We start from the raw sequence: 19,190 nt of genomic DNA, 5'->3' as shown, positions 1-19,190 counted from the left end.
CATGACCCTTTCCGTCCTGTCGGTCGCCTCGGAGGCGTTTCCGCTCATCAAGACCGGCGGTCTGGCCGATGTCGTCGGCGCGCTGCCCGAGGCGTTGGCGCCCCACGATATCGCCGTCACCACGCTGATCCCCGGTTTCCCCAAGGTGATGCGCGCGATCGGCGAGGACGCGCCGCGCGTCCATCGCTGGACGCACATCATCGGGACCGAGGCATGGCTTCGCGAGGCGATGATCGGCACCCATCGGCTGCTGGTGATCGACGCGCCGCAGCTTTGGGAGCGCGAGGGGCTTCCCTATGTCGATACCGACGGGAACGACTGGCACGACAATTGGCGGCGCTTCGCAGTGCTGGCAAGGGCCGGGGCCGACCTCGCCTCGGGCGCGGTGCCGGGTTACGACTTCGACCTGCTCCACGCGCATGACTGGCAGGCGGCGCTCGCCCCCGCCTTCCTCCATTATGCGCCCGGCCCCGGCAAGGTCGCCAAGAGCATCGTCACCATCCACAACATCGCCTTCCAGGGCTCGTTCGCGGCGCATCACTTCCCCGATCTGGGCCTGCCCCCCGAGGCGTGGAGCGTCGAGGGCGTCGAATATTATGGCCAGATCGGCTATCTGAAGGCGGGCCTGCGCACCGCCGATGCGATCACCACGGTCAGCCCGACCTATGCCGAGGAAATCCACCGTGCCCGATATGGCATGGGGCTGGAGGGCCTGATCGCCGCGCGTGCCGAGTGCGTCAGCGGTATCGTCAACGGCATCGATCCCGCCATCTGGAGCCCCAAGGCCGACGCCGCCCTGCCCGCACCCTTCACCGTCGACACGCTGGACGATCGCATCGCCAACAAGCGCGCGGTCGAGCAGGCGTTCGGGCTGGACGAGGATAACAGCCCGATCTTCACCGTCATCAGCCGCCTGACCTGGCAAAAGGGCATGGACGTGCTGGTCGAGGTGATCGACGATCTGGTGGCGCTCGGCGGACGGCTGGTGGTGCTGGGCACCGGCGACCCGGCGCTGGAGATCGCCTTCGCCACCGCCGCGCTGCGCCATCCGGGCCGCGTCGCGGTGCGGATCGGCTATGACGAGCCGGTCTCGCATCTGCTGCAGGGCGGGTGCGACGCGATCCTGATCCCCTCGCGGTTCGAGCCGTGCGGGCTGACCCAGCTATACGGCCTGGCCTATGGCTGCGTGCCTGTGGTCGCGCGCACCGGCGGGCTGGCCGATACGATCATCGACGCCAATGAAGCGGCGCTGGCCATGGGCGTGGCCACCGGACTTCAGTTCGACACTGTCACCACCGACAATATTGTCGCGGTCCTGCGTCGCACAATGAGACTATATGCCGACCAAGACCAATGGCGGACCATTCAGGTCAATGGCATGAATGCCGATTATAGCTGGCACCATAGCGGCCGCCACTATGCCGAACTCTATCGATCCGTGCTGGGGAACCCATGATCAAGACCGTCGCGACCGAGCCTTATCTCGACCAGAAGCCCGGCACCTCGGGCCTGCGCAAGAAGGTCCGCGTCTTTCAGCAGCCCAATTATGCCGAGAATTTCATCCAGTCGACGTTCGACGCGCTGGGTGACGAAAAGACCGGCCAGACGCTGGTGATCGGCGGCGACGGCCGCTTCCTGAACCGGGAGGTGATCCAAGTCGCCATACGCATGGCGGCGGCGAACGGCTTTGCCCGTGTGGTTGTCGGTCAGGGCGGCATCCTGTCGACGCCGGCAGCCAGCAACGTAATCCGCCAGCGGGGGGCATTGGGCGGTCTGGTCCTCTCGGCCAGCCACAATCCCGGCGGGCCGGACGAAGATTTCGGCATTAAGTACAATATCTCCAACGGCGGGCCTGCGCCGGAGAAGGTGACGGACGCGATCCACGCCAACACCAGGTCGATCAGCCGCTGGCTGACCGTCGAGGCGGACGATATCGACCTCGATACGCTGGGCGAGGTGACGGTCGGTGGCATGACGGTCGAGGTGATCGACTCGGTCGCCGACTATGCCGCGCTGATGGAAAGCCTGTTCGACTTCGCCGCGATCCGGGCTGCGGTCGAGGGCGGCTTCACCATGTCGTTCGACGCGATGAGCGCTGTGACCGGGCCGTACGCGACCGAGATTCTTGAGAACCGGCTGGGCTTCGCAAAGGGCACCGTGAAGAACGGTACGCCGCTCCCAGATTTCGGGGGGCATCACCCCGACCCCAATCTGGTCCATGCCAAGGAACTGTACGACCGGATGATGGCCCCGGACGCGCCCGATTTCGGCGCGGCCTCGGACGGGGACGGCGACCGCAACCTCATCATCGGGCGCGGGCGCTTCATCACGCCGTCGGACAGCCTGGCGATGCTGGCGGCCAACGCCCATCTCGCGCCCGCCTATGCCGGTGGCCTGAAGGGCATCGCCCGTTCCATGCCGACCAGCGCCGCCGCCGACCGGGTGGCGGAAAAGCTGGGCATCTCGGCGTACGAAACGCCTACGGGGTGGAAGTTCTTCGGCAATTTGCTCGACGCCGGGATGGCGACCATCTGCGGCGAGGAGAGCGCCGGGACCGGCTCGGACCATGTGCGCGAGAAGGACGGGCTGTGGGCGGTGCTGCTCTGGCTCAACATTCTCGCCGCCTCGGGCAAGTCCGTCGACCAGATCGCCCGCGACCATTGGGCGACCTATGGCCGCAATTATTATGCGCGCCACGATTATGAGGGCGTCGAGAGCGAGCGCGCCGATGCGCTGATGGCCGACCTGCGGGGCAAGCTGGCGACGCTGCCGGGGCAGACGTTCGCCGGGCTGACGGTCGAGACGGCGGACGATTTCGCCTATACCGACCCCACCGACCATTCGGTCAGCCGCAACCAGGGCATCCGGGTGCTATTCCGGGGCGGCAGCCGCGTCGTATTCCGCCTGTCGGGCACCGGCACCAGCGGCGCGACCTTGCGCGTCTATCTGGAGCGTTACTCGGCCGACGAACTCGACCGCGAGACGCCGGAGATGCTCGCCGACATCATCCAGGCGGCGGACGAGATCGCCGGGATCACCCAGCATACCGGCCGCACCGAACCCGATGTCGTGACGTAAGGACTTCCTATTCCTCCCCTGCAAGGGGAGGTGGCAGCGCGAAGCGCTGACGGAGGGGTGTCACGGCCAGCGGGGACACCCCTCCACCATCCTTCGGATGGTCCCCCTCCCCTTGCAGGGGAGGATTTGAGATGGTCTCAGCCATGACGAATCAGCCCTATCCCCTCGGCGCGACACCCATCCCCGGCGGCACCCGCTTCGCCGTGCGCTCGACCGCCGAGCAGGTGGAGCTTTGCCTGTTCGACGGCCCCACCGAACGCCGCATCGCCATGTCCCGCAACGGCGATAGGTGGACGGCCACCGTTCCAGGCCCCGCCCCTCTCTACGGCTATCGCGCGCATGGGCGTTACGACCCGGCCCGCAACCTGTGGTTCGACCCCGCCAAGCTGCTGGTCGACCCTCACGCGCTCGAAATCGACCGCCCCTTCGTCCAGTCGCCACGCCTGGGCATTTTCGGCGAGGACACCGCCGACATCGTCCCCCGCGCCCGTGTCGTCGCCCCGCTGACCACCACCCCCGCCCCGCCGCTGTTCCGGCCGGGCAGGCTGATCTACGAACTCAATGTGCGCGGCTTCACCATGCGCCATCCCGCCATACCGCCCGAACGGCGCGGCACCTTGGCGGCACTCACCCATCCCGCCGTGCTCGATCACCTCCGCAAGCTGGGCGTGGCGGCCGTCGAACTCATGCCGATCACCGCCGCGATCGACGAACGCCACCTCCCCCCGCTCGGCCTGCGCAATGCCTGGGGTTATAACCCGGTCGTGCCGATGGCGCTCTGCCCGGAGCGGGTGCCGGGCGGCGTCGCCGAACTGGTCGCCACGATCGCGGCGCTGCGCGAGGCAGGCATCGGCGTCATCCTCGACCTCGTGTTCAACCATATGGGCGAGAGCGACGTAGAGGGCGGCACCCTGTCCTTCCGGGGCCTGGACCCGGATGCCTATGCGCGCACGGCCAACGGTACGCTCATCAATGATACGGGGACCGGCAACACGCTCGACGCCAGCCGCCCGAGCGTACGCGCGATGATCCTCGACACGCTTCGCCATTTCGCGCGAGCCGGGGTGGACGGCGTCCGTTTCGACCTGGCGCCGGTGCTGGCGCGCGGGCCGGGCTTCGACGCCCACGCCCCCATCTTCGCCGAGATCGCCGCCGATCCGATCCTGTCGACCCGCGTCATGATCGCCGAACCCTGGGATATCGGCCCCGGCGGCTACCAGCTCGGCCAATTCCCCGAGCATTGGCTCGAGTGGAACGACCAATATCGCGACCAGGTGCGCCGCTTCTGGCGCGGCGACGGGCGCAGCGGCGATCTGGCGACGCGGATCGGGGGGTCGGCGGATGTCTTTACCGGCCCCGCCAGCCGCTCGGTCAATTTCGTCGCGGCGCATGACGGCTTCACCCTCGCCGACCTGACCACCTATGCCGCGCGCCACAACCACGCCAATGGCGAGGACAATCGCGACGGGCATGGCGACGAGGTGTCATGGAACCATGGGCAGGAAGGGCCGACCGACGATGCCGCCATCCGCGCCGCGCGTGAGACTTCGGTCCGCGCGATGCTGGCGACGCTGTTCCTGTCACGCGGCACGCCGATGCTGACCGCAGGCGACGAATTCGGCCGCAGCCAGCAGGGCAACAACAACGGCTATGCCCAGGACAATGAGACGACGTGGCTCGACTGGCAAACCCGCGACGAGGCGCTGGAGGATTTTGTCGCGCAGCTCGCCGCCCTTCGCCGGGAAACCCCGATCGACTGGACCAACTGGCTGGCCGGGGCCGAATGGCGCAAGCTGTCCGGTGGCCCGATGACACCCGAGGACTGGGACAACGGTAACGGCTTTGCCCTGCACGTCCCTGTCGGCGACGAGAGCCTGATCCTGCGCTTCGACCGCGCGCACGGCGTCTCCGCCATCCGGGGGCGAGTGCTGGAAAGCTGAGGCCTTTCCATTCCTCCCCTTCCAGGGGAGGAATGGAACGTATCGACCGCTCCTAAGGCGTCGCCATCGGCCCCATCAGATTGTGGTTCAGATGCCCCATGATCCAGATCGAGCCCAGCAGGACCAGCGCCACGATCAATATGCCGAACAGCAGCGCCAGCACATTGTTGCTATTGTCCGGCCCGGTGGTGATGTGGAGGAAGAACACCAGATGCACCCCCATCTGCCCGATCGCCAGCGCGACGAGGGCAGCGGGCACGGCTGGCCCCCAGACGATATCGAACTGGACCAGCGCGAAGGATGCCGCCGTCAGGATCGCCGCCGCGACCAGCCCGATCGCATAGCTGCGGATGCCGCCGACGACCGAGTCCTTCTCGCTCTCGACGCCCGGCGCGGTTTCGTCGCGGGCCATTTCCTCGTCGGGCCGCTGGCTCATCCCCGCACTCCCATCAGATAGACCATGGTGAACAGCGCCACCCAGATGATGTCGAGCGCGTGCCAGAACAGGCTGAAGCACAGGATGCGGCGCAATATGTCTTCGCGGAACCCCTTGGCCCAGGCCTGCGCCATCATCGTCGTCAGCCAGAGCAGGCCGAGCAGCACATGGAGCCCGTGGCACCCGACCAGCGCGAAGAAGGCCGACAGGAACGCGCTGCGCCCCGGCCCCGCCCCCTCGCCGATCAGGTGGAGAAACTCATAGGCCTCCAGCGCCAGGAAACCTCCGCCCAGCAGCCCGGTCGCCGCCATCGCGATCTGGAACCAGCGCATGTCGCGCGCCAGCGTGCCGATCCCCGCCAGACCGCAGGCGAAGCTGGACAGCAGCAGCAGCACCGTCTCCGCCTCGACCAGCTTCAGTTCGAACAGGTCCTTGCCCGAGGGACCGCCCGCCGTCGCATCCTTCAGCACCGCGTACCCGGCAAAGAAGCAGGCGAACAGGATGAAGTCCGACAGCAGGAAGATCCAGAAGCCATAGGACACCACCACCCGCTTGGGCGCAGGGCCATCCGGGTTGGGCTCGGCGGTACGGCCCAGCTTGTTGGGATCATGCGCCTGGGCGGTCTGGCTCATGCCAAGCTCTTGTTCATGACAGCGCCTCTTCCGGCAAGTCCAGCAGCGTCGCCTTGCTGCGGCGACGCGCCTGGTCCAGCCGTTCGACCTCCTCGACCGGGATCTCATACTCGGCCTTGTCCCGCCATGCGAAGACGATGAACGTCCCCCAGGCCCCGAAGAAACCCAGGCCGACCAGCCACCAGATATGCCAGATCAGCGCAAAGCCCATGGCAGTGGCGAAGAAGGCGGTGACGATTCCGGTCGGCGAATTCCGCGGCATCTCGATCGGTTCGTAATCGGGGCGATCGGACAGGGCGCGGTTCTCGCGCGCCTTCGCCTTGATGCCCCAATAGGCCTCCTCGCCCTTCACATCGGGCAGCACCGCGAAGTTGAAGGCGGGCGGCGGCGAGGTGGTGATCCACTCCAGCGTGCGCCCGTCCCAGGGATCGCCGCTTTCGTCGACCCGATCCTTGCGGGTACGGATCGAAACATAAAGCATCATGACCTGGCACGCGTTGCCAGCGGCGATCAGCAGCGCGCCCAGGCCCGCCGCGATCAGCCACGGATGCCAGCCGGGCACGTCATAATGCTGCATCCGCCGGGTCATGCCCATCAGGCCCAGCACATAGAGCGGCATGAAGGCGAGATAGAAACCGCTCAGCCACAACCAGAAGGCCCGCTTGCCCCAGGTCTCGTCCAGTGTGAAACCGAACATCTTGGGAAACCAGAAGGTGAAGCCCGCAAAGGCGCCGAACAGCACCCCGCCGATGATGACGTTATGGAAATGCGCGACCAGGAACAGCGAGTTGTGCAGCACGAAGTCGGCCGGGGGCACCGCCAGCATCACGCCGGTCATGCCGCCGATTACGAAGGTCACGATGAACCCGATCGACCACAGCATCATCGACGTATAGCGAATGCGCCCGCCATACATGGTGAACAGCCAGTTGAAGACCTTCACCCCGGTCGGCACCGCGATGATCATCGTGGTGATGCCGAAAAAGCCGTTCACATCGGCCCCGGCCCCCATGGTGAAGAAATGGTGCAGCCACACCATGAAGGACAGGATGCAGATCACCATGGTCGCGATGACCATCGAGCGATAGCCGAACAATGGCTTGGACGAGAAGGTCGAGATGATCTCGGAAAACACGCCGAAGGCGGGCAGGATCAGGATATAGACTTCCGGGTGCCCCCAAGCCCAGATGAGGTTGACGAACATCATCTGGTTGCCGCCCGCTTCCGGCGTGAAGAAATGGAAGCCAAGATATCGGTCGAGGATCAGCATCGCCAGCACAGCGGTCAGCACCGGAAAGGCCGCGACGATCAACAGGTTGGAGGCCAGCGACGTCCAGGTGAACATCGGCATCCGGCTGTAACCCATCCCCGGCGCGCGCATCTTCAGGATGGTGGTGACCAGGTTGACGCCCGACAGCAGCGTCCCCATCCCAGATATCTGCAGCGCCCAGAGGTAATAATCGACACCGACACCGGGCGAGAAGCGCAGTTCGGACAAGGGCGGATAGACCAGCCAGCCGGTCTTGGCGAACTCACCGATGACCAGGCTCATATTGATGAGCAGCGCGCCGCTGGCGGTCAGCCAGAAACTCACCGAATTGAGCGTTGGAAACGCCACGTCGCGCACGCCCAGCTGCAACGGCACGACGAAGTTCATCAGCCCGATCATGAACGGCATCGCCACGAAAAAGATCATGATCGTGCCGTGCGCGGAGAAAATCTGGTCGTAATGATCGGGCGGCAGATAGCCTTCGTTGCCGTACGCGATCGCCTGTTGCGACCGCATCAGCAGCGCGTCGGAAAAGCCGCGCAACAGCATGACGCCCGCCAGCAGGCAGTACATGACGCCGATCCGCTTGTGGTCGACGCTCGTGATCCACTCGCTCCAGATGTAGGGCAGATGCCCGCGCCGCCACACCCAGATGAAGACGCCCAGCAACACCAGGCCGATGACGCCCGCCGACACCAAAGGCAGCGGTTCGTGGAAGGGAATCGAGTCCCAGCCCAGCTTGCCGGTCAGACTCATTGCTCGCGCCCGTCCTTGGCTTTCTCGCCCTCGGGCGCGCCATTCTTCATGACGATCTGGTCGTAGAGGCCGGGTTGGAGCCGGGGATAGCTGGCGGGGCGGACATTGCGGCTGGGGTGCGCCATCGCGATGAACTCGTTCCAGTCGAGCGTCTTGCCCTGTCCGCCCTTGGCGGTCGCGACGAAGCGGTCGAAGCTCGCCTGCGGCACCGCATCGACGAAGAAGTTCATATCGGCAAAGCCCTCCCCGCTATAATGCGCCGACAGCCCGCGATAGCGCCCGGCCTTGTCGGCGCGCAGGTGAAGCGTTGAGTCCATGCCCGACATGGCGTAGATCTGGCTGCCCAGCTGCGGCACGAAGAAGCTGTTCATGACGCCCGCCGAGGTGATCCGGAACTTCACCGGCGTGCCGACCGGCACGACCAGCCGGTTGATCGTCGCGATTCCCTGTTCGGGATAAAGGAACAGCCATTTCCAGTCGGTGGCGACGACCTCGATGGTCATCGTCCTGGCCTTGGACGCGATGGGCTTGGGCGGATCGAGATCATGGCTGCCGATCCAGGCGATGCCGCCCAGGAACATGATGGCCAGCGCGGGGATCGACCAGACCAGCAGCTCCAGCCGCCCCGAATAGGCCCATTCGGGCAGATGCCTGGCGCGGGTGTTGCCCGCGCGGAACCACCAGCCAAAGGCGAAGGCCAGGATGATGACCGGCACCACAATGGCCAGCATCACCGCCAGCGAGTTGAAGAAGATGCTGCGCTCGCCCGCCGCGATCGGCCCGGCGGGGTCCAGTATGCCGGGCTCACAGGCGGAAAGGACGACGCACAACCCAAGGCACGCGAAACGCGCATGATTTTTGGCGAGGCGCGGATCGCGGAGCATTCAGCGGGTGAACGGCGGCCTGACGCTTTCGTTCCGCCCCCGCAAAGGGATCAGGCGGCGCGTCTATGCCCCTCGCCGTCGTCACTGTCATTGGCGGGTCGCTCCACCCGGCGCGGGCGAGCGGTCCGGCTGGCGGACATCCGCCCGGCCCAGCGACCGAAAACAGGCCAGCGCGCCAGCATCGAGGAGGACAGGACCGCCGCCATCACCAGTTCGGCCACGCCGCCCCATTCGATCGCCGAGGCGAGCATGACCAGATCGCCCATCGGCGCGGCCGCCGCGGCGAGCATCCTGATCTCATCGATCTCGAACCAGATGGCGAGGCCGAGCAGCGCAACACCCAGCGCCATCATCGCCCAATGCCCCGGTCGGACCCGCCCCAGCAGCCGCGCCGGAGCCTCGACCACCATGCCCGCCAGCCAGCGGCTGACCGGCAGGTCCGGCCAGGCGTAAAGCATGATCGTCAGCCCCAGCAGCAACAGCGTCGCGGTCATGTCATCATCCCCCTTTGCGCCTTCGATTATGGCGCGACTCCGCCATTTTACCAGAGGCATGACGCCGCTATGCTCGCGCCATGATCTTGCGCAGCGCCCTGTTCCTCCCCGCCTCCAATTCCCGCGCCATCGCCAAGGCGCGCATGTTCGACAGCGATGCGGTGATCCTCGATCTGGAGGATGCGGTCGCCCCCGACGCCAAGGCCATGGCGCGCGATGCGGCGGTGGCGGCGGTGCGCGAGGGCGGCTTTGGCGAGCGGTTGCTGGTCGTGCGGACAAACGGACTGGATACGCCCCATGCGATGGACGACCTCGCCGCGCTGGCGACGACGCGTCCGGCGGCGGTGCTGATACCCAAGGTCGACGATGTCGCGACGCTTGCCGCCGCGCGGGCGGCATTGGGGCCGGTCGTGCCGCTCTGGGCGATGATCGAGACGTGCCGCGGTATCCTGTCGCTCGGCGCGATCGCGCAGGCGGCAACGGGGTTGGGGCTGGCCGCTTTGGTCGCGGGCACCAACGATCTGGCGAAGGAAATGCGCCTGCCCTCCCCGCCCGCGCCCGAGGCGTTGTTGCCACTCCGGGTCCAGATCGTCGTCGCGGCCCGCAGCGCCGGACTGATCGCGCTGGACGGCGTATGCAACGCGCTCGACGCGCCCGAGCGGCTGGCGGCGGAATGCACGGAGGGGCGGCGGCTGGGCTTCGACGGCAAGACGCTGATCCACCCCAACCAGATTGCGGCGGCGAATGCGGGGTTCGGCCCGGATGCGGCGGAAATCGCCTGGGCGCGGAAGGTGATGGACGCCTTTGCCGACCCCGCGCAAGCGACGCTGGGCGCGATCCGGCTGGACGGGCAGATGGTCGAACGCCTGCATCTGGCCGAGGCCGAGCGGATATTGGCGCGTGCGGAGAAGGCGGCCGGATAATCTACCCTCACCCTTCCCACCCGCTATCGCGGGCAGGCCCCTTCCCTCTCCCATTGGGAGAGGGAGGGAGGCGCGAAGCGCCGGAAGGGTGAGGGCGGTAGAGTTTACTCCAGTTCGAGAATCACCGCATCGACGGCCAGGCTGTCGCCGGTCTTGGCGCTGATCGTCTTCACCGTGCCGGTCTTGGCGGCGCGGAGGATGTTTTCCATCTTCATCGCCTCGACGACGGCCAGCGGCTGGCCGGCCTCGACGGAATCACCCTCGGCTACGTCCAATCGAACGAGCAGGCCCGGCATCGGCGCGATCAGGAATTTCGACAGGTCGGGCGGCACCTTTTCGATCAGGTGCTGGGCATAAGCCGCCGCGCGCGCGGGGAGGACGCGGACCATGTGGCTGGCACCGCGCGTGGTCAGCTTGAAGCCGGTGCGCGTCTTCGCGATGCGGACGTGGAGCGTCTCGCCATCTTCGTCCTCGACCGCGATCATCCGGTCGCCGGGCGTATAGGCGATGGCGAGGTCCAGGTCGTCGCCATCGACGGTTATGCCGTCGGTCGAGACATGGACCTGATGATCCGCTCCGCCGATCCGCACCGTCCAGTCGGCGGGCGGTTGCAGGCGGTGGCCGAGCTGGCCGTCGATCCGCCGCGCGCGATCGGCCTCGGCGGTGGCGGCGAAGGCGGCGACCGCCGCAAGGGTGCGGGTCAGGTCGTCGCTGGCAGGCGCGCCCTGGAAGCCGTCGGGATATTCCTCGGCGATGAAGCCCGTCGACAGCGCTCCTGCGCGGAAGCGAGGATGCTGCATCAGCGCGGAGACGAAGTCGATATTGGTCCCCGGCCCGACGATCTCGAACGCATCAAGCGCGGCGATCTGGGCGTCGATCGCGGCTTCGCGGGTCGGCGCCCAGGTGACGAGCTTGGCGATCATCGGGTCGTAGAACATGCTGACCTCGCCGCCCTCGGCCACGCCGTCGTCGACGCGGACGCGGGCTTCGTCTTCCGAATGTTCGGCGGGCGGGTTGTAGCGGACCAGCCGCCCGGTCGAGGGCAGGAAGCCGCGATACGGGTCCTCGGCATAGACACGGTTCTCGACCGCCCAGCCGGTCAGCGTCACCTCGTCCTGACCGAAGGCCAGCGGCTCTCCGGCAGCGACGCGGATCATCTGCTCGACCAGATCGAGGCCGGTGATTTCCTCGGTGACGGGATGTTCGACCTGGAGCCGGGTGTTCATTTCGAGGAAGTAGAAGCTCTTGCCCGTCGTGTCCGCGCCCGACACGATCAGCTCGACGGTGCCCGCCGAATAATAACCGACCGCCCGCGCCAGCGCGACCGCCTGCTCACCCATGGCGCGGCGCATCTCGGGGGTCACGAAGGGGGACGGGGCTTCCTCGACCACCTTCTGGTGACGGCGCTGGACCGAGCATTCGCGCTCGCCGAGATAGACGATATTGCCATGCTGGTCGCCCAGCACCTGGATTTCGATATGGCGGGGGGACTCGATGAACTTCTCGATGAAGACGCGGTCGTCGCCGAAGCTGGCAAGCCCCTCGCGTTTGGTCGCCTCGAAGCCCTCGCGCACATCCGCTTCCGACCAGGCGAGCCGCATGCCCTTGCCGCCGCCGCCCGCCGAGGCCTTCATCATCACCGGAAAGCCGATGTCGGCGGCGATACGCACCGCCTCCTCGGTATCGGCGATCTCGCCCAGATAGCCGGGGACGACATTGACGCCCGCCGCCTTGGCCAGCTTTTTCGACTCGATCTTGTCGCCCATCGCGGCGATGGCGTTCGGCGGCGGGCCGATGAAGGCGACACCCGCCTCGGCACAGGCTTTCGCGAAGCTCTCACGTTCGGACAGGAAGCCGTAACCGGGATGGATCGCGTCCGCGCCGGTCGCCTTGGCGGCGGCGAGGATCAGCTCGGCCTTGAGATAGCTTTCGGCGGCGGGCGCTGGCCCCAAGCGGACCGACTCATCGGCCAGACGGACATGCGGCGCGCTGGCATCGGCGTCCGAATAGACCGCGACCGTGGCGATGCCCATCGCGCGGGCGGTGCGGATGACCCGGCACGCGATTTCCCCGCGATTGGCGATCAGGATTTTCTGGAACACGGGGATACCTCTCCTTTTATGTCGTTGGTCCGTGTCGAATGTCTTGTGGGAAGCACCACCCCGGCGAAGGCCGGGGTCCAGTTCCCCTTTTGTCGATGGCGCGCCGCAGCACCTCGGGGGGAGGCCGATGCGTCGCACCATCGATGGTTCACCGCATCTGGACCCCGGCCTTCGCCGGGGTGATCAAGATGGGGTGAACCGAAATCACTCGGCTGCCACCCGCATCGGCTCGGCACCTTCCATCGGCTTCAGGCCCAGCTTGGCGAATAGCGCGGCATCCGCATCGTCCCCCGCATTGCCCGCGGTCAGCAGCTTGTCGCCGGTGAAGATCGAGTTCGCCCCCGCCATAAAGCACAAGGCCTGGGTCGCCGCCGACATGCTCTCGCGCCCGGCTGACAGGCGGACCATGCTCATCGGCATGGTGATGCGCGCGACGGCGACGGTGCGGACGAACTCGATGTCATCGATCCGCGCCAGCGGCGTGTCGGCCAGCATGTCGCCCAGCACCGTGCCCTTGACCGGGACCAGCGCATTGACCGGCACGCTTTCGGGGTGGCGCGGCAGGGTGGCGAGCGCATGGACGAAGCCGACGCGGTCGCCGCGCGTCTCACCCATGCCGACGATCCCGCCGCAGCAGACCGAAATGCCCGCGTCGCGCACGTTGGACAGCGTCTCCAGCCGATCCTCGAAGCAGCGCGTCGTGATGACGTTGGCGTAGTTTTCGGGCGAGGTGTCGATATTGTGGTTGTAATAGTCGAGACCCGCCTCGGCCAGACGCTGCGCCTGAGGGGCATCAAGCATCCCCAGCGTCATGCAGGTCTCCAGCCCCATGGCCTTCACCCCCTCGACCATGGCGACGACCTTGTCCATGTCGCGCTCCTTGGGGGACCGCCAGGCCGCGCCCATGCAGAAACGCTGCGAGCCCGCCGCCTTGGCCTCGGCCGCCGCCGCCAGCACGGCTTGCACGTCCATCAGCTTCTCGGCCTTCACGTCGCTCTCGGCCGAGGCGCTTTGCGAACAGTAACCGCAATCCTCGGGGCAGCCGCCGGTCTTGATCGAGCAGAGCGTGCAGAGCTGCACCTCGTCCGCCGCGTGATGCGCGCGGTGGACTTCGGCCGCGCGGAACAGCAGCTCGGTGAAGGGCAGGTCGAACAGAGCGCTGATCTCGGCGCGGGTCCAGTCGGTGCGCAAGGTCGCCTCGGGGCGAAGCGCGGTGGTCGTCGTCATCACGTCATGTCCTGTCATTCGCCCGTCTCGGGCGGCATATTATGGCCCAGCAGCCTCAGCACATCCTCGGCCGCCTTCACAAGGTTGGTGCCGGGGCCGAAAATCGCCTGCACCCCGGCATCGTAGAGCGCCTGATAATCCTGTGCGGGAATAACGCCACCCGCGATGACCTTGATATCGGCGCGCCCCGCCTCGCGGAGGTGGCCGATCAGTTCGGGGATCAGCGTCTTGTGCCCGGCGGCCAGGCTGGACGCGCCGACCACGTCGACGTCGCGGGTCAGCGCGATCCGGGCGGCTTCCTCCGGCGTCTGGAAGAGCGGGCCGGGCACCACCTCGAACCCCAGATCGCCGAACATAGAGGAGACGAGGTTCGCGCCCCGGTCATGCCCGTCCTGGCCCATCTTGGCGACGAACAGCCGGGGCTTGCGGCCCAGACGCCGCTCCACCGCCTCGACGCCGCGGAGCAGGCGCGCCCAGCGTTCGTCTTCGGCATAGGCACCGCCATAGATGCCCGACACCGGGGTGGGTTGCGTGCCGTAACGGCCGAACACATCCTCCAGCGCGGCAGATATCTCGCCCAGCGTCGCGCGCGCCCGCGCCGCCTCCACGGCCAGCGCGAGGAGGTTACTCCCCATTCCTCCCCCGGCGGGGGAGGTGGCAGCGGCGTCAGCCGCTGACGGAGGGGTGTCCACGCTCGAGAGGGGTGACACCCCTCCGTCATCGCTGCGCGATGCCACCTCCCCTTGCAGGGGAGGAATTTTGGCGGTTTGGCGCAGCGCATCCAAGGCGGCCTGGCACGCCGCTTCGTCGCGTTCGGACTTCACGCGAGCGATCCGCGCCACCTGCCCCGCGCGCACCGCGTGATTGTCGATGTCGAGGATTTCGACCGGCGCTTCGTCCGCCAGCCGGTATTTGTTGACGCCGACGATGACATCCTCGCCCCGGTCGACCTTGGCGGCGCGCGCGGCGGCGGCTTCCTCGATCATCGCCTTGGGCCAGCCGGCCGCGACCGCTTTCGCCATGCCGCCCTCGGCCTCGATTCGCTCGATCAGTTCCCACGCACCGTCGACCAGGCTCTGGGTCAGGCTCTCTATATAGTAACTGCCGCCCAGGGGATCGACGACCTTCGTCATCCCCGTCTCTTCCTGCAGCACGATCTGGGTATTACGCGCGATCCGGGCGGAAAAGTCGGTGGGAAGCGCGATCGCCTCATCCAGCGCGTTGGTGTGGAGCGACTGCGTGCCGCCCAGCATCGCGGCCATCGCCTCGATGGTGGTGCGGATGACGTTGTTATACGGGTCCTGCTCGGTCAGCGACACGCCGCTGGTCTGGCAGTGCGTGCGCAGCATCTTGGAGCGTTCGTCTTTCGCCCCCAGCTGCGTCATCGCCCGGTGCCACAGCACGCGTGCGGCGCGCAGCTTGGCGACCTCCATGAAGAAGTTCATGCCGATCGCGAAGAAGAAGGACAGCCTCCCTGCGAACTTGTCGATGTCGAGGCCCGAGGCCACGCCATATTTTACATATTCCATGCCGTCGGCGATGGTGAAGGCCAGCTCCTGAAGCTGCGTAGCCCCGGCCTCCTGCATGTGATAGCCGCTGATCGAGATGCTGTTGAACTTGGGCATCTCGGCGCTGGTGTAGGCGAAGATGTCCGAGATGATCCGCATGCTCGGTTCGGGCGGATAGATGTACGTGTTGCGGACCATGAACTCCTTGAGGATGTCGTTCTGGATGGTCCCTTCCAGCCTGGAGCGGTGAACCCCCTGCTCCTCGGCCGCGACGATGAAGAAGGCCAGAACCGGGATCACCGCGCCGTTCATCGTCATGCTGACCGACATGGCATCCAGCGGAATGCCGTCGAACAGGATCTTCATATCCTCGACCGTGTCGATCGCGACGCCCGCCTTGCCCACGTCACCCGTCACGCGCGGATGATCGCTGTCATAACCGCGGTGCGTCGCCAGATCGAAAGCGACCGACAACCCCTTCTGCCCGGCCGCCAGATTGCGACGATAGAAGGCGTTCGATTCCTCGGCGGTCGAGAAGCCCGCATATTGCCGGATCGTCCAGGGGCGGCCCGCATACATGCTCGCGCGCACGCCGCGCGTGAACGGAGCGAAGCCCGGCAGGCCGGGATCGGTGGTCACATCGGCAGCGGTATAGAGCGGCTTGACCGTGATCCCCTCGGGCGTCTGCCAGTCGAGATCGCGGCCCTTCACCTCGCGCGCGGCAAGGGCTTCCCAATCGGACAGCTCAGGGCGTTCGGCCATCGGCCACTCCTCATCCACTCTTATTTTATTTCACTAGAGCGAAATCATCATGCGTGCGCAAGGGGCCGTATCCTACCGCCCGAGGAAACGCGGCGGACGCTTTTCAAAAAAGGCTCGGCCGCCTTCCTCGCCGTCCTGGGTCGCGCGGGCGGTGCGCTGGTCTTCCGCCTCGCGGGTCAGCGCGGTGGCATAGTCGCTGTCGAACCCGGCCTGGAGCGCACGGCGCATCAGCCCGAGCGCCACGCTCGGCCCCGCCGCCAGCCGTTCGGCGAGGGACAGGGCTTCGGCGTCGAGCGCATCGTCGGCCACGACCTTGTGGATCATACCCCAGTCGAGCGCCTTGGCCGCAGGCACCCGCTCGCCCAGCATCATCATCTCGGCGGCCCGCGCCCGACCGATCAGGCGGGGCAGCATCCAGCTCGCCCCACCATCCGGCACCAGTCCGATATTGACGAAGGCGTGGAGGAAATAGGCATTCTCGCTCGCGATGCAGAAATCGGCGGCCAGCGCCAGGCTGCACCCGATCCCCGCCGCCGCGCCGCGCACCGCGCTGACCACGGGAATGGGCAGGTCGGCGAGCGCCAGCATCGCGGGGTTGTAATGCTCGACCAGCGCCCGGTGGACAGTATCGGGACCGACATCGCCGCCCGAGATATCCGCGCCCGAGCAAAAGGCCCGCCCCTCGCCCGCGATCAGCACCGCGCGCGCATCGCCACGCGCGTCCAGCGCCTCACGGATCGCATCGAACAGCGCGGGCGGCGCGGCGTTCAGCCGCTCGGGCCGGTTGAGCGTCAGGACCAGGACATCGCCCCGACGCTCGACGCGCAGCATGGCGTCGCTCAATGCCCCTCTCCCGGTGTTTCCATCAGCTCGACCAGCACCCCGCCCATGTCGCGCGGGTGGAGGAAGACGACCGGCGTGCCATGCGCGCCGATGCGCGGTGCTCCCAGCAGCGTCGCGCCCTTGGCCTGAAGCGCGGCGACCGCGGCGGGGATTTCGGCGACCTCGAAACAGAGATGATGCTGTCCGCCCGCCGGATTCTTCTTCAGGAAGTTGGCGATGGGGGAGGTTTCGTCGAGCGGCTGGATCAGCTCGATCTGGGTATTCGGCGCGTCGATGAAACATACCCGCACGCCCTGTGGCGGCAGGTCGAACGGTTCGCCGATCGCGTCGGCACCGAGGATGTGGCGATAGGTTTCGATCGTCTTCTCGATCGAAGGCGTGGCGATGCCGATATGGTTGAGGCGGCCCAGGGTCATGTGGCGCTCCTCCAGCGTGGGAATATGCGGACAGCGCCAGCCCTCCCCCAGCCCAGTTTCAGGTAAACGATGCCCCGCATCGTTTCGGTCATGCCGGGGGCATGACCAACCTGAAACTCGCCTGCGGGAGGGGAGATGTTCCGGGCACGCGCGGTCCACCAGCACGCCCCTCCCGCAAGCGGGAGGGGATGGGGGAGGGCTTTGCCGCGAGCGACCAACTCAGAGCGGCAGATTGTCATGCTTCTTCCACGGATTCGCCAGGTCCTTACCCCGCAGCTTGCGCAGGCCCAAGGCGATACGCCTGCGGGTCGAGTGTGGCTGGATCACCTCGTCGACGAACCCCTTGCTCGCCGCGACGAACGGGTTGGCGAAGCGCGCCTCGTACTCCGCCGTCCGCTCGGCGATCTCCTCCGGCGTCTTGCCCCGGAAGATGATCTCGACCGCGCCTTTCGCGCCCATCACCGCGATCTCGGCGGTCGGCCAGGCATAGTTGAGGTCGCCGCGCAAATGCTTGGACGCCATCACGTCATAGGCCCCGCCATAAGCCTTGCGGGTGATGACCGTGATCTTGGGCACCGTCGCCTCGGCATAGGCGAAGAGCAGCTTCGCGCCATGCTTGATGATGCCGTTATGCTCCTGCGCGGTGCCGGGCAGGAAGCCGGGCACATCGACAAAGGTCACGATCGGAATCTCGAACGCGTCGCAGAAGCGTACGAACCGCGCGGCTTTCCGGCTGGCATTGATGTCGAGCACCCCCGCCAGCACCATCGGCTGGTTGGCGACGAAGCCGACCGTCCGCCCCTCGATCCGGCCGAAGCCGGTGATGATGTTGGCCCCGTGCGCGGGCTGCACCTCGAAGAAGTCGCCCTCGTCGACGACCTTCGACAGCAGTTCGTGCATGTCATAGGGCTGGTTGGCGCTGGCCGGGATCAGCGTGTCGAGGCTTTCCTCTTGTCTGTCCCAGGCGTCCGCCGTCGGCCGCTCGGGCACGCCTTCGCGATTGTTGGCGGGCAGGAAGTCGATGAAGTCGCGCGCCGCCAGCAGCGCCTCGATATCGTCCTCGAACGCCACGTCCGCCACGCCGGTCTTGGTGGTGTGCGTCACCGCGCCGCCCAGCGCTTCCTGGGTCACGACCTCGTTGGTCACCGTCTTGACCACATCGGGGCCGGTGACGAACATATAGCTGGAATCCTTCACCATGAAGATGAAGTCGGTCATGGCGGGGGAATAGACCGCTCCGCCTGCGCATGGCCCCATGATGAGGCTGAGCTGCGGCACCACGCCGCTCGCCAGCACATTGCGCTGGAACACCTCGGCATAGCCGCCGAGCGAGGCCACACCCTCCTGTATGCGCGCGCCGCCCGAATCGTTCAGGCCGATGACGGGCGCACCGACCTTCATCGCCATGTCCATGATCTTGCAGATCTTCTGCGCATGGCGTTCCGACAGCGAGCCGCCGAAGACGGTGAAGTCCTGGCTGAACACAAAGACCAGCCGCCCGTTGATCGTGCCCGAGCCGGTCACGACGCCGTCGCCGGGGACGACCTGTTCGGTCATGCCGAAGTCGGTACAGTTATGCTCGACGAACATGTCGAGCTCCTCGAAGCTGCCCTCGTCGAGCAGCACGTCGAGCCGCTCGCGCGCGGTCAGCTTGCCCTTGGCGTGTTGCGCGGCAATGCGCTTCTCACCACCACCGGCGCGCGCGCCTTCGCGGCGGCGTTCCAGTTCGACCATCGTCGATGCCATGACCTCTCCTTCTAGTCTTTGCACGGGCTTATGCCTGACTGGCGTAGGGGATGGCAATCGCAGGGATTTCCGTTTTCGTAAGGGGAAGGCTGCCCCGCGCGCTCCCCCTCCCGCAGGCGGGAGGGGGAGCGCGCGGGGCAGCCTTCCCCTTACGAAAACGGAAATCCCTGCGA

General features: G+C 66.6%; 15 protein-coding genes. 4 read left to right on the top strand and 11 right to left on the bottom strand.

What is annotated here, in order from left to right:
* The first annotated feature begins 1 nt into the window (after position 1).
* From glgA to glgX, 3 genes are all read left to right on the top strand, one after another.
* Positions 2–1,456 carry a glycogen synthase GlgA gene (glgA, locus tag BSZ14_RS10835; RefSeq protein WP_076710929.1) on the top strand — a complete coding sequence of 485 codons (1,455 nt, stop codon included), beginning with the start codon at positions 2–4 and terminating at the stop codon, positions 1,454–1,456.
* Positions 1,453–3,078: an alpha-D-glucose phosphate-specific phosphoglucomutase gene (locus BSZ14_RS10830; RefSeq protein WP_076710928.1), complete on the top strand. Its 1,626-nt coding sequence runs from the start codon at positions 1,453–1,455 to the stop codon at positions 3,076–3,078. The genes glgA and BSZ14_RS10830 overlap by 4 nt, the downstream gene beginning before the upstream one ends.
* Before the next feature lie 143 nt (positions 3,079–3,221).
* Positions 3,222–5,018, top strand: coding sequence for a glycogen debranching protein GlgX (gene glgX, locus BSZ14_RS10825; RefSeq protein WP_076710927.1), 1,797 nt, complete (start codon positions 3,222–3,224; stop codon positions 5,016–5,018).
* Between the two features lie 52 nt (positions 5,019–5,070).
* Here glgX and cyoD read toward each other — a convergent pair whose 3' ends face one another.
* From cyoD to BSZ14_RS10800, 5 genes are read right to left on the bottom strand one after another with little or no spacing between them, the layout of a single operon-like run.
* Positions 5,071–5,454: a cytochrome o ubiquinol oxidase subunit IV gene (cyoD, locus tag BSZ14_RS10820; protein ID WP_042489469.1), complete on the bottom strand. Its 384-nt coding sequence runs from the start codon at positions 5,452–5,454 to the stop codon at positions 5,071–5,073.
* Complete coding sequence (locus BSZ14_RS10815; protein WP_076710926.1) at positions 5,451–6,086, bottom strand: cytochrome c oxidase subunit 3; 636 nt, start codon at positions 6,084–6,086, stop codon at positions 5,451–5,453. Before BSZ14_RS10815 ends, cyoD begins: the two co-directional genes overlap by 4 nt.
* A 13-nt stretch (positions 6,087–6,099) precedes the next feature.
* Positions 6,100–8,112, bottom strand: coding sequence for a cytochrome o ubiquinol oxidase subunit I (gene cyoB / locus BSZ14_RS10810; protein WP_089413630.1), 2,013 nt, complete (start codon positions 8,110–8,112; stop codon positions 6,100–6,102).
* Entirely contained in the window at positions 8,109–8,996 is an 888-nt protein-coding gene (gene cyoA, locus BSZ14_RS10805; protein ID WP_076710925.1) for a ubiquinol oxidase subunit II, read from the bottom strand. The genes cyoB and cyoA overlap by 4 nt, the downstream gene beginning before the upstream one ends.
* Positions 8,997–9,046: 50 nt before the next feature.
* Positions 9,047–9,490 (bottom strand): hypothetical protein, encoded by a 444-nt coding sequence (locus BSZ14_RS10800; protein WP_076710924.1) that lies wholly within the window; start codon positions 9,488–9,490, stop codon positions 9,047–9,049.
* 80 nt (positions 9,491–9,570) lie between these two features.
* Between BSZ14_RS10800 and BSZ14_RS10795 the strand changes: the two genes are divergently transcribed.
* Positions 9,571–10,413 carry an HpcH/HpaI aldolase/citrate lyase family protein gene (locus tag BSZ14_RS10795; protein WP_076710923.1) on the top strand — a complete coding sequence of 281 codons (843 nt, stop codon included), beginning with the start codon at positions 9,571–9,573 and terminating at the stop codon, positions 10,411–10,413.
* A 104-nt stretch (positions 10,414–10,517) separates the two neighbouring features.
* On the opposite strand, the gene BSZ14_RS10790 is transcribed toward BSZ14_RS10795, so the two are convergent.
* The 6 genes from BSZ14_RS10790 to BSZ14_RS10765 all read right to left on the bottom strand — a co-directional run bounded on the left by BSZ14_RS10790 (position 10,518) and on the right by BSZ14_RS10765 (position 19,017).
* On the bottom strand, positions 10,518–12,515 hold the full coding sequence (locus BSZ14_RS10790; RefSeq protein ID WP_076710922.1) for an acetyl-CoA carboxylase biotin carboxylase subunit: 1,998 nt from the start codon (positions 12,513–12,515) through the stop codon (positions 10,518–10,520).
* A 204-nt stretch (positions 12,516–12,719) separates the two neighbouring features.
* Entirely contained in the window at positions 12,720–13,742 is a 1,023-nt protein-coding gene (gene bioB, locus BSZ14_RS10785) for a biotin synthase BioB (protein WP_042489455.1), read from the bottom strand.
* Between the two features lie 14 nt (positions 13,743–13,756).
* The gene (gene scpA / locus BSZ14_RS10780; RefSeq protein ID WP_076710961.1) at positions 13,757–16,012 is read right to left on the bottom strand and encodes a methylmalonyl-CoA mutase; all 2,256 of its coding nucleotides are present in this window, start codon (positions 16,010–16,012) and stop codon (positions 13,757–13,759) included.
* Positions 16,013–16,084: 72 nt separating this feature from the next.
* Positions 16,085–16,843 (bottom strand): enoyl-CoA hydratase-related protein, encoded by a 759-nt coding sequence (locus tag BSZ14_RS10775; protein WP_076710921.1) that lies wholly within the window; start codon positions 16,841–16,843, stop codon positions 16,085–16,087.
* Positions 16,844–16,851: 8 nt separating this feature from the next.
* Complete coding sequence (mce, locus tag BSZ14_RS10770) at positions 16,852–17,271, bottom strand: methylmalonyl-CoA epimerase (protein WP_076710920.1); 420 nt, start codon at positions 17,269–17,271, stop codon at positions 16,852–16,854.
* 219 nt (positions 17,272–17,490) lie between these two features.
* Positions 17,491–19,017 carry an acyl-CoA carboxylase subunit beta gene (locus BSZ14_RS10765; protein WP_076710919.1) on the bottom strand — a complete coding sequence of 509 codons (1,527 nt, stop codon included), beginning with the start codon at positions 19,015–19,017 and terminating at the stop codon, positions 17,491–17,493.
* Between the last annotated feature and the right edge of the window lie 173 nt (positions 19,018–19,190).

The organism is Sphingomonas sp. Sph1(2015), assembly GCF_001970915.1.
Classification (GTDB): Bacteria; Pseudomonadota; Alphaproteobacteria; order Sphingomonadales; family Sphingomonadaceae; genus Sphingomonas; species Sphingomonas parapaucimobilis.
The sequence above is the reverse complement of the archived record's forward strand: the minus strand, read 5'-3'. Positions and strand labels throughout refer to the sequence as shown.

Coding starts and splice junctions, on each gene's coding strand:
- BSZ14_RS10815 (WP_076710926.1), bottom strand. CDS start 6,086: ATGAGCCAGACCGCCCAGGCGCATGATCCCAACAAGCTGGGCCGTACC.
- BSZ14_RS10775 (WP_076710921.1), bottom strand. CDS start 16,843: ATGCTGCGCGTCGAGCGTCGGGGCGATGTCCTGGTCCTGACGCTCAAC.
- cyoD (WP_042489469.1), bottom strand. CDS start 5,454: ATGAGCCAGCGGCCCGACGAGGAAATGGCCCGCGACGAAACCGCGCCG.
- BSZ14_RS10830 (WP_076710928.1), top strand. CDS start 1,453: ATGATCAAGACCGTCGCGACCGAGCCTTATCTCGACCAGAAGCCCGGC.
- cyoA (WP_076710925.1), bottom strand. CDS start 8,996: ATGCTCCGCGATCCGCGCCTCGCCAAAAATCATGCGCGTTTCGCGTGC.
- scpA (WP_076710961.1), bottom strand. CDS start 16,012: ATGGCCGAACGCCCTGAGCTGTCCGATTGGGAAGCCCTTGCCGCGCGC.
- BSZ14_RS10765 (WP_076710919.1), bottom strand. CDS start 19,017: ATGGCATCGACGATGGTCGAACTGGAACGCCGCCGCGAAGGCGCGCGC.
- glgA (WP_076710929.1), top strand. CDS start 2: ATGACCCTTTCCGTCCTGTCGGTCGCCTCGGAGGCGTTTCCGCTCATC.
- mce (WP_076710920.1), bottom strand. CDS start 17,271: ATGACCCTGGGCCGCCTCAACCATATCGGCATCGCCACGCCTTCGATC.
- bioB (WP_042489455.1), bottom strand. CDS start 13,742: ATGACGACGACCACCGCGCTTCGCCCCGAGGCGACCTTGCGCACCGAC.
- glgX (WP_076710927.1), top strand. CDS start 3,222: ATGACGAATCAGCCCTATCCCCTCGGCGCGACACCCATCCCCGGCGGC.
- cyoB (WP_089413630.1), bottom strand. CDS start 8,112: ATGAGTCTGACCGGCAAGCTGGGCTGGGACTCGATTCCCTTCCACGAA.
- BSZ14_RS10800 (WP_076710924.1), bottom strand. CDS start 9,490: ATGACCGCGACGCTGTTGCTGCTGGGGCTGACGATCATGCTTTACGCC.
- BSZ14_RS10795 (WP_076710923.1), top strand. CDS start 9,571: ATGATCTTGCGCAGCGCCCTGTTCCTCCCCGCCTCCAATTCCCGCGCC.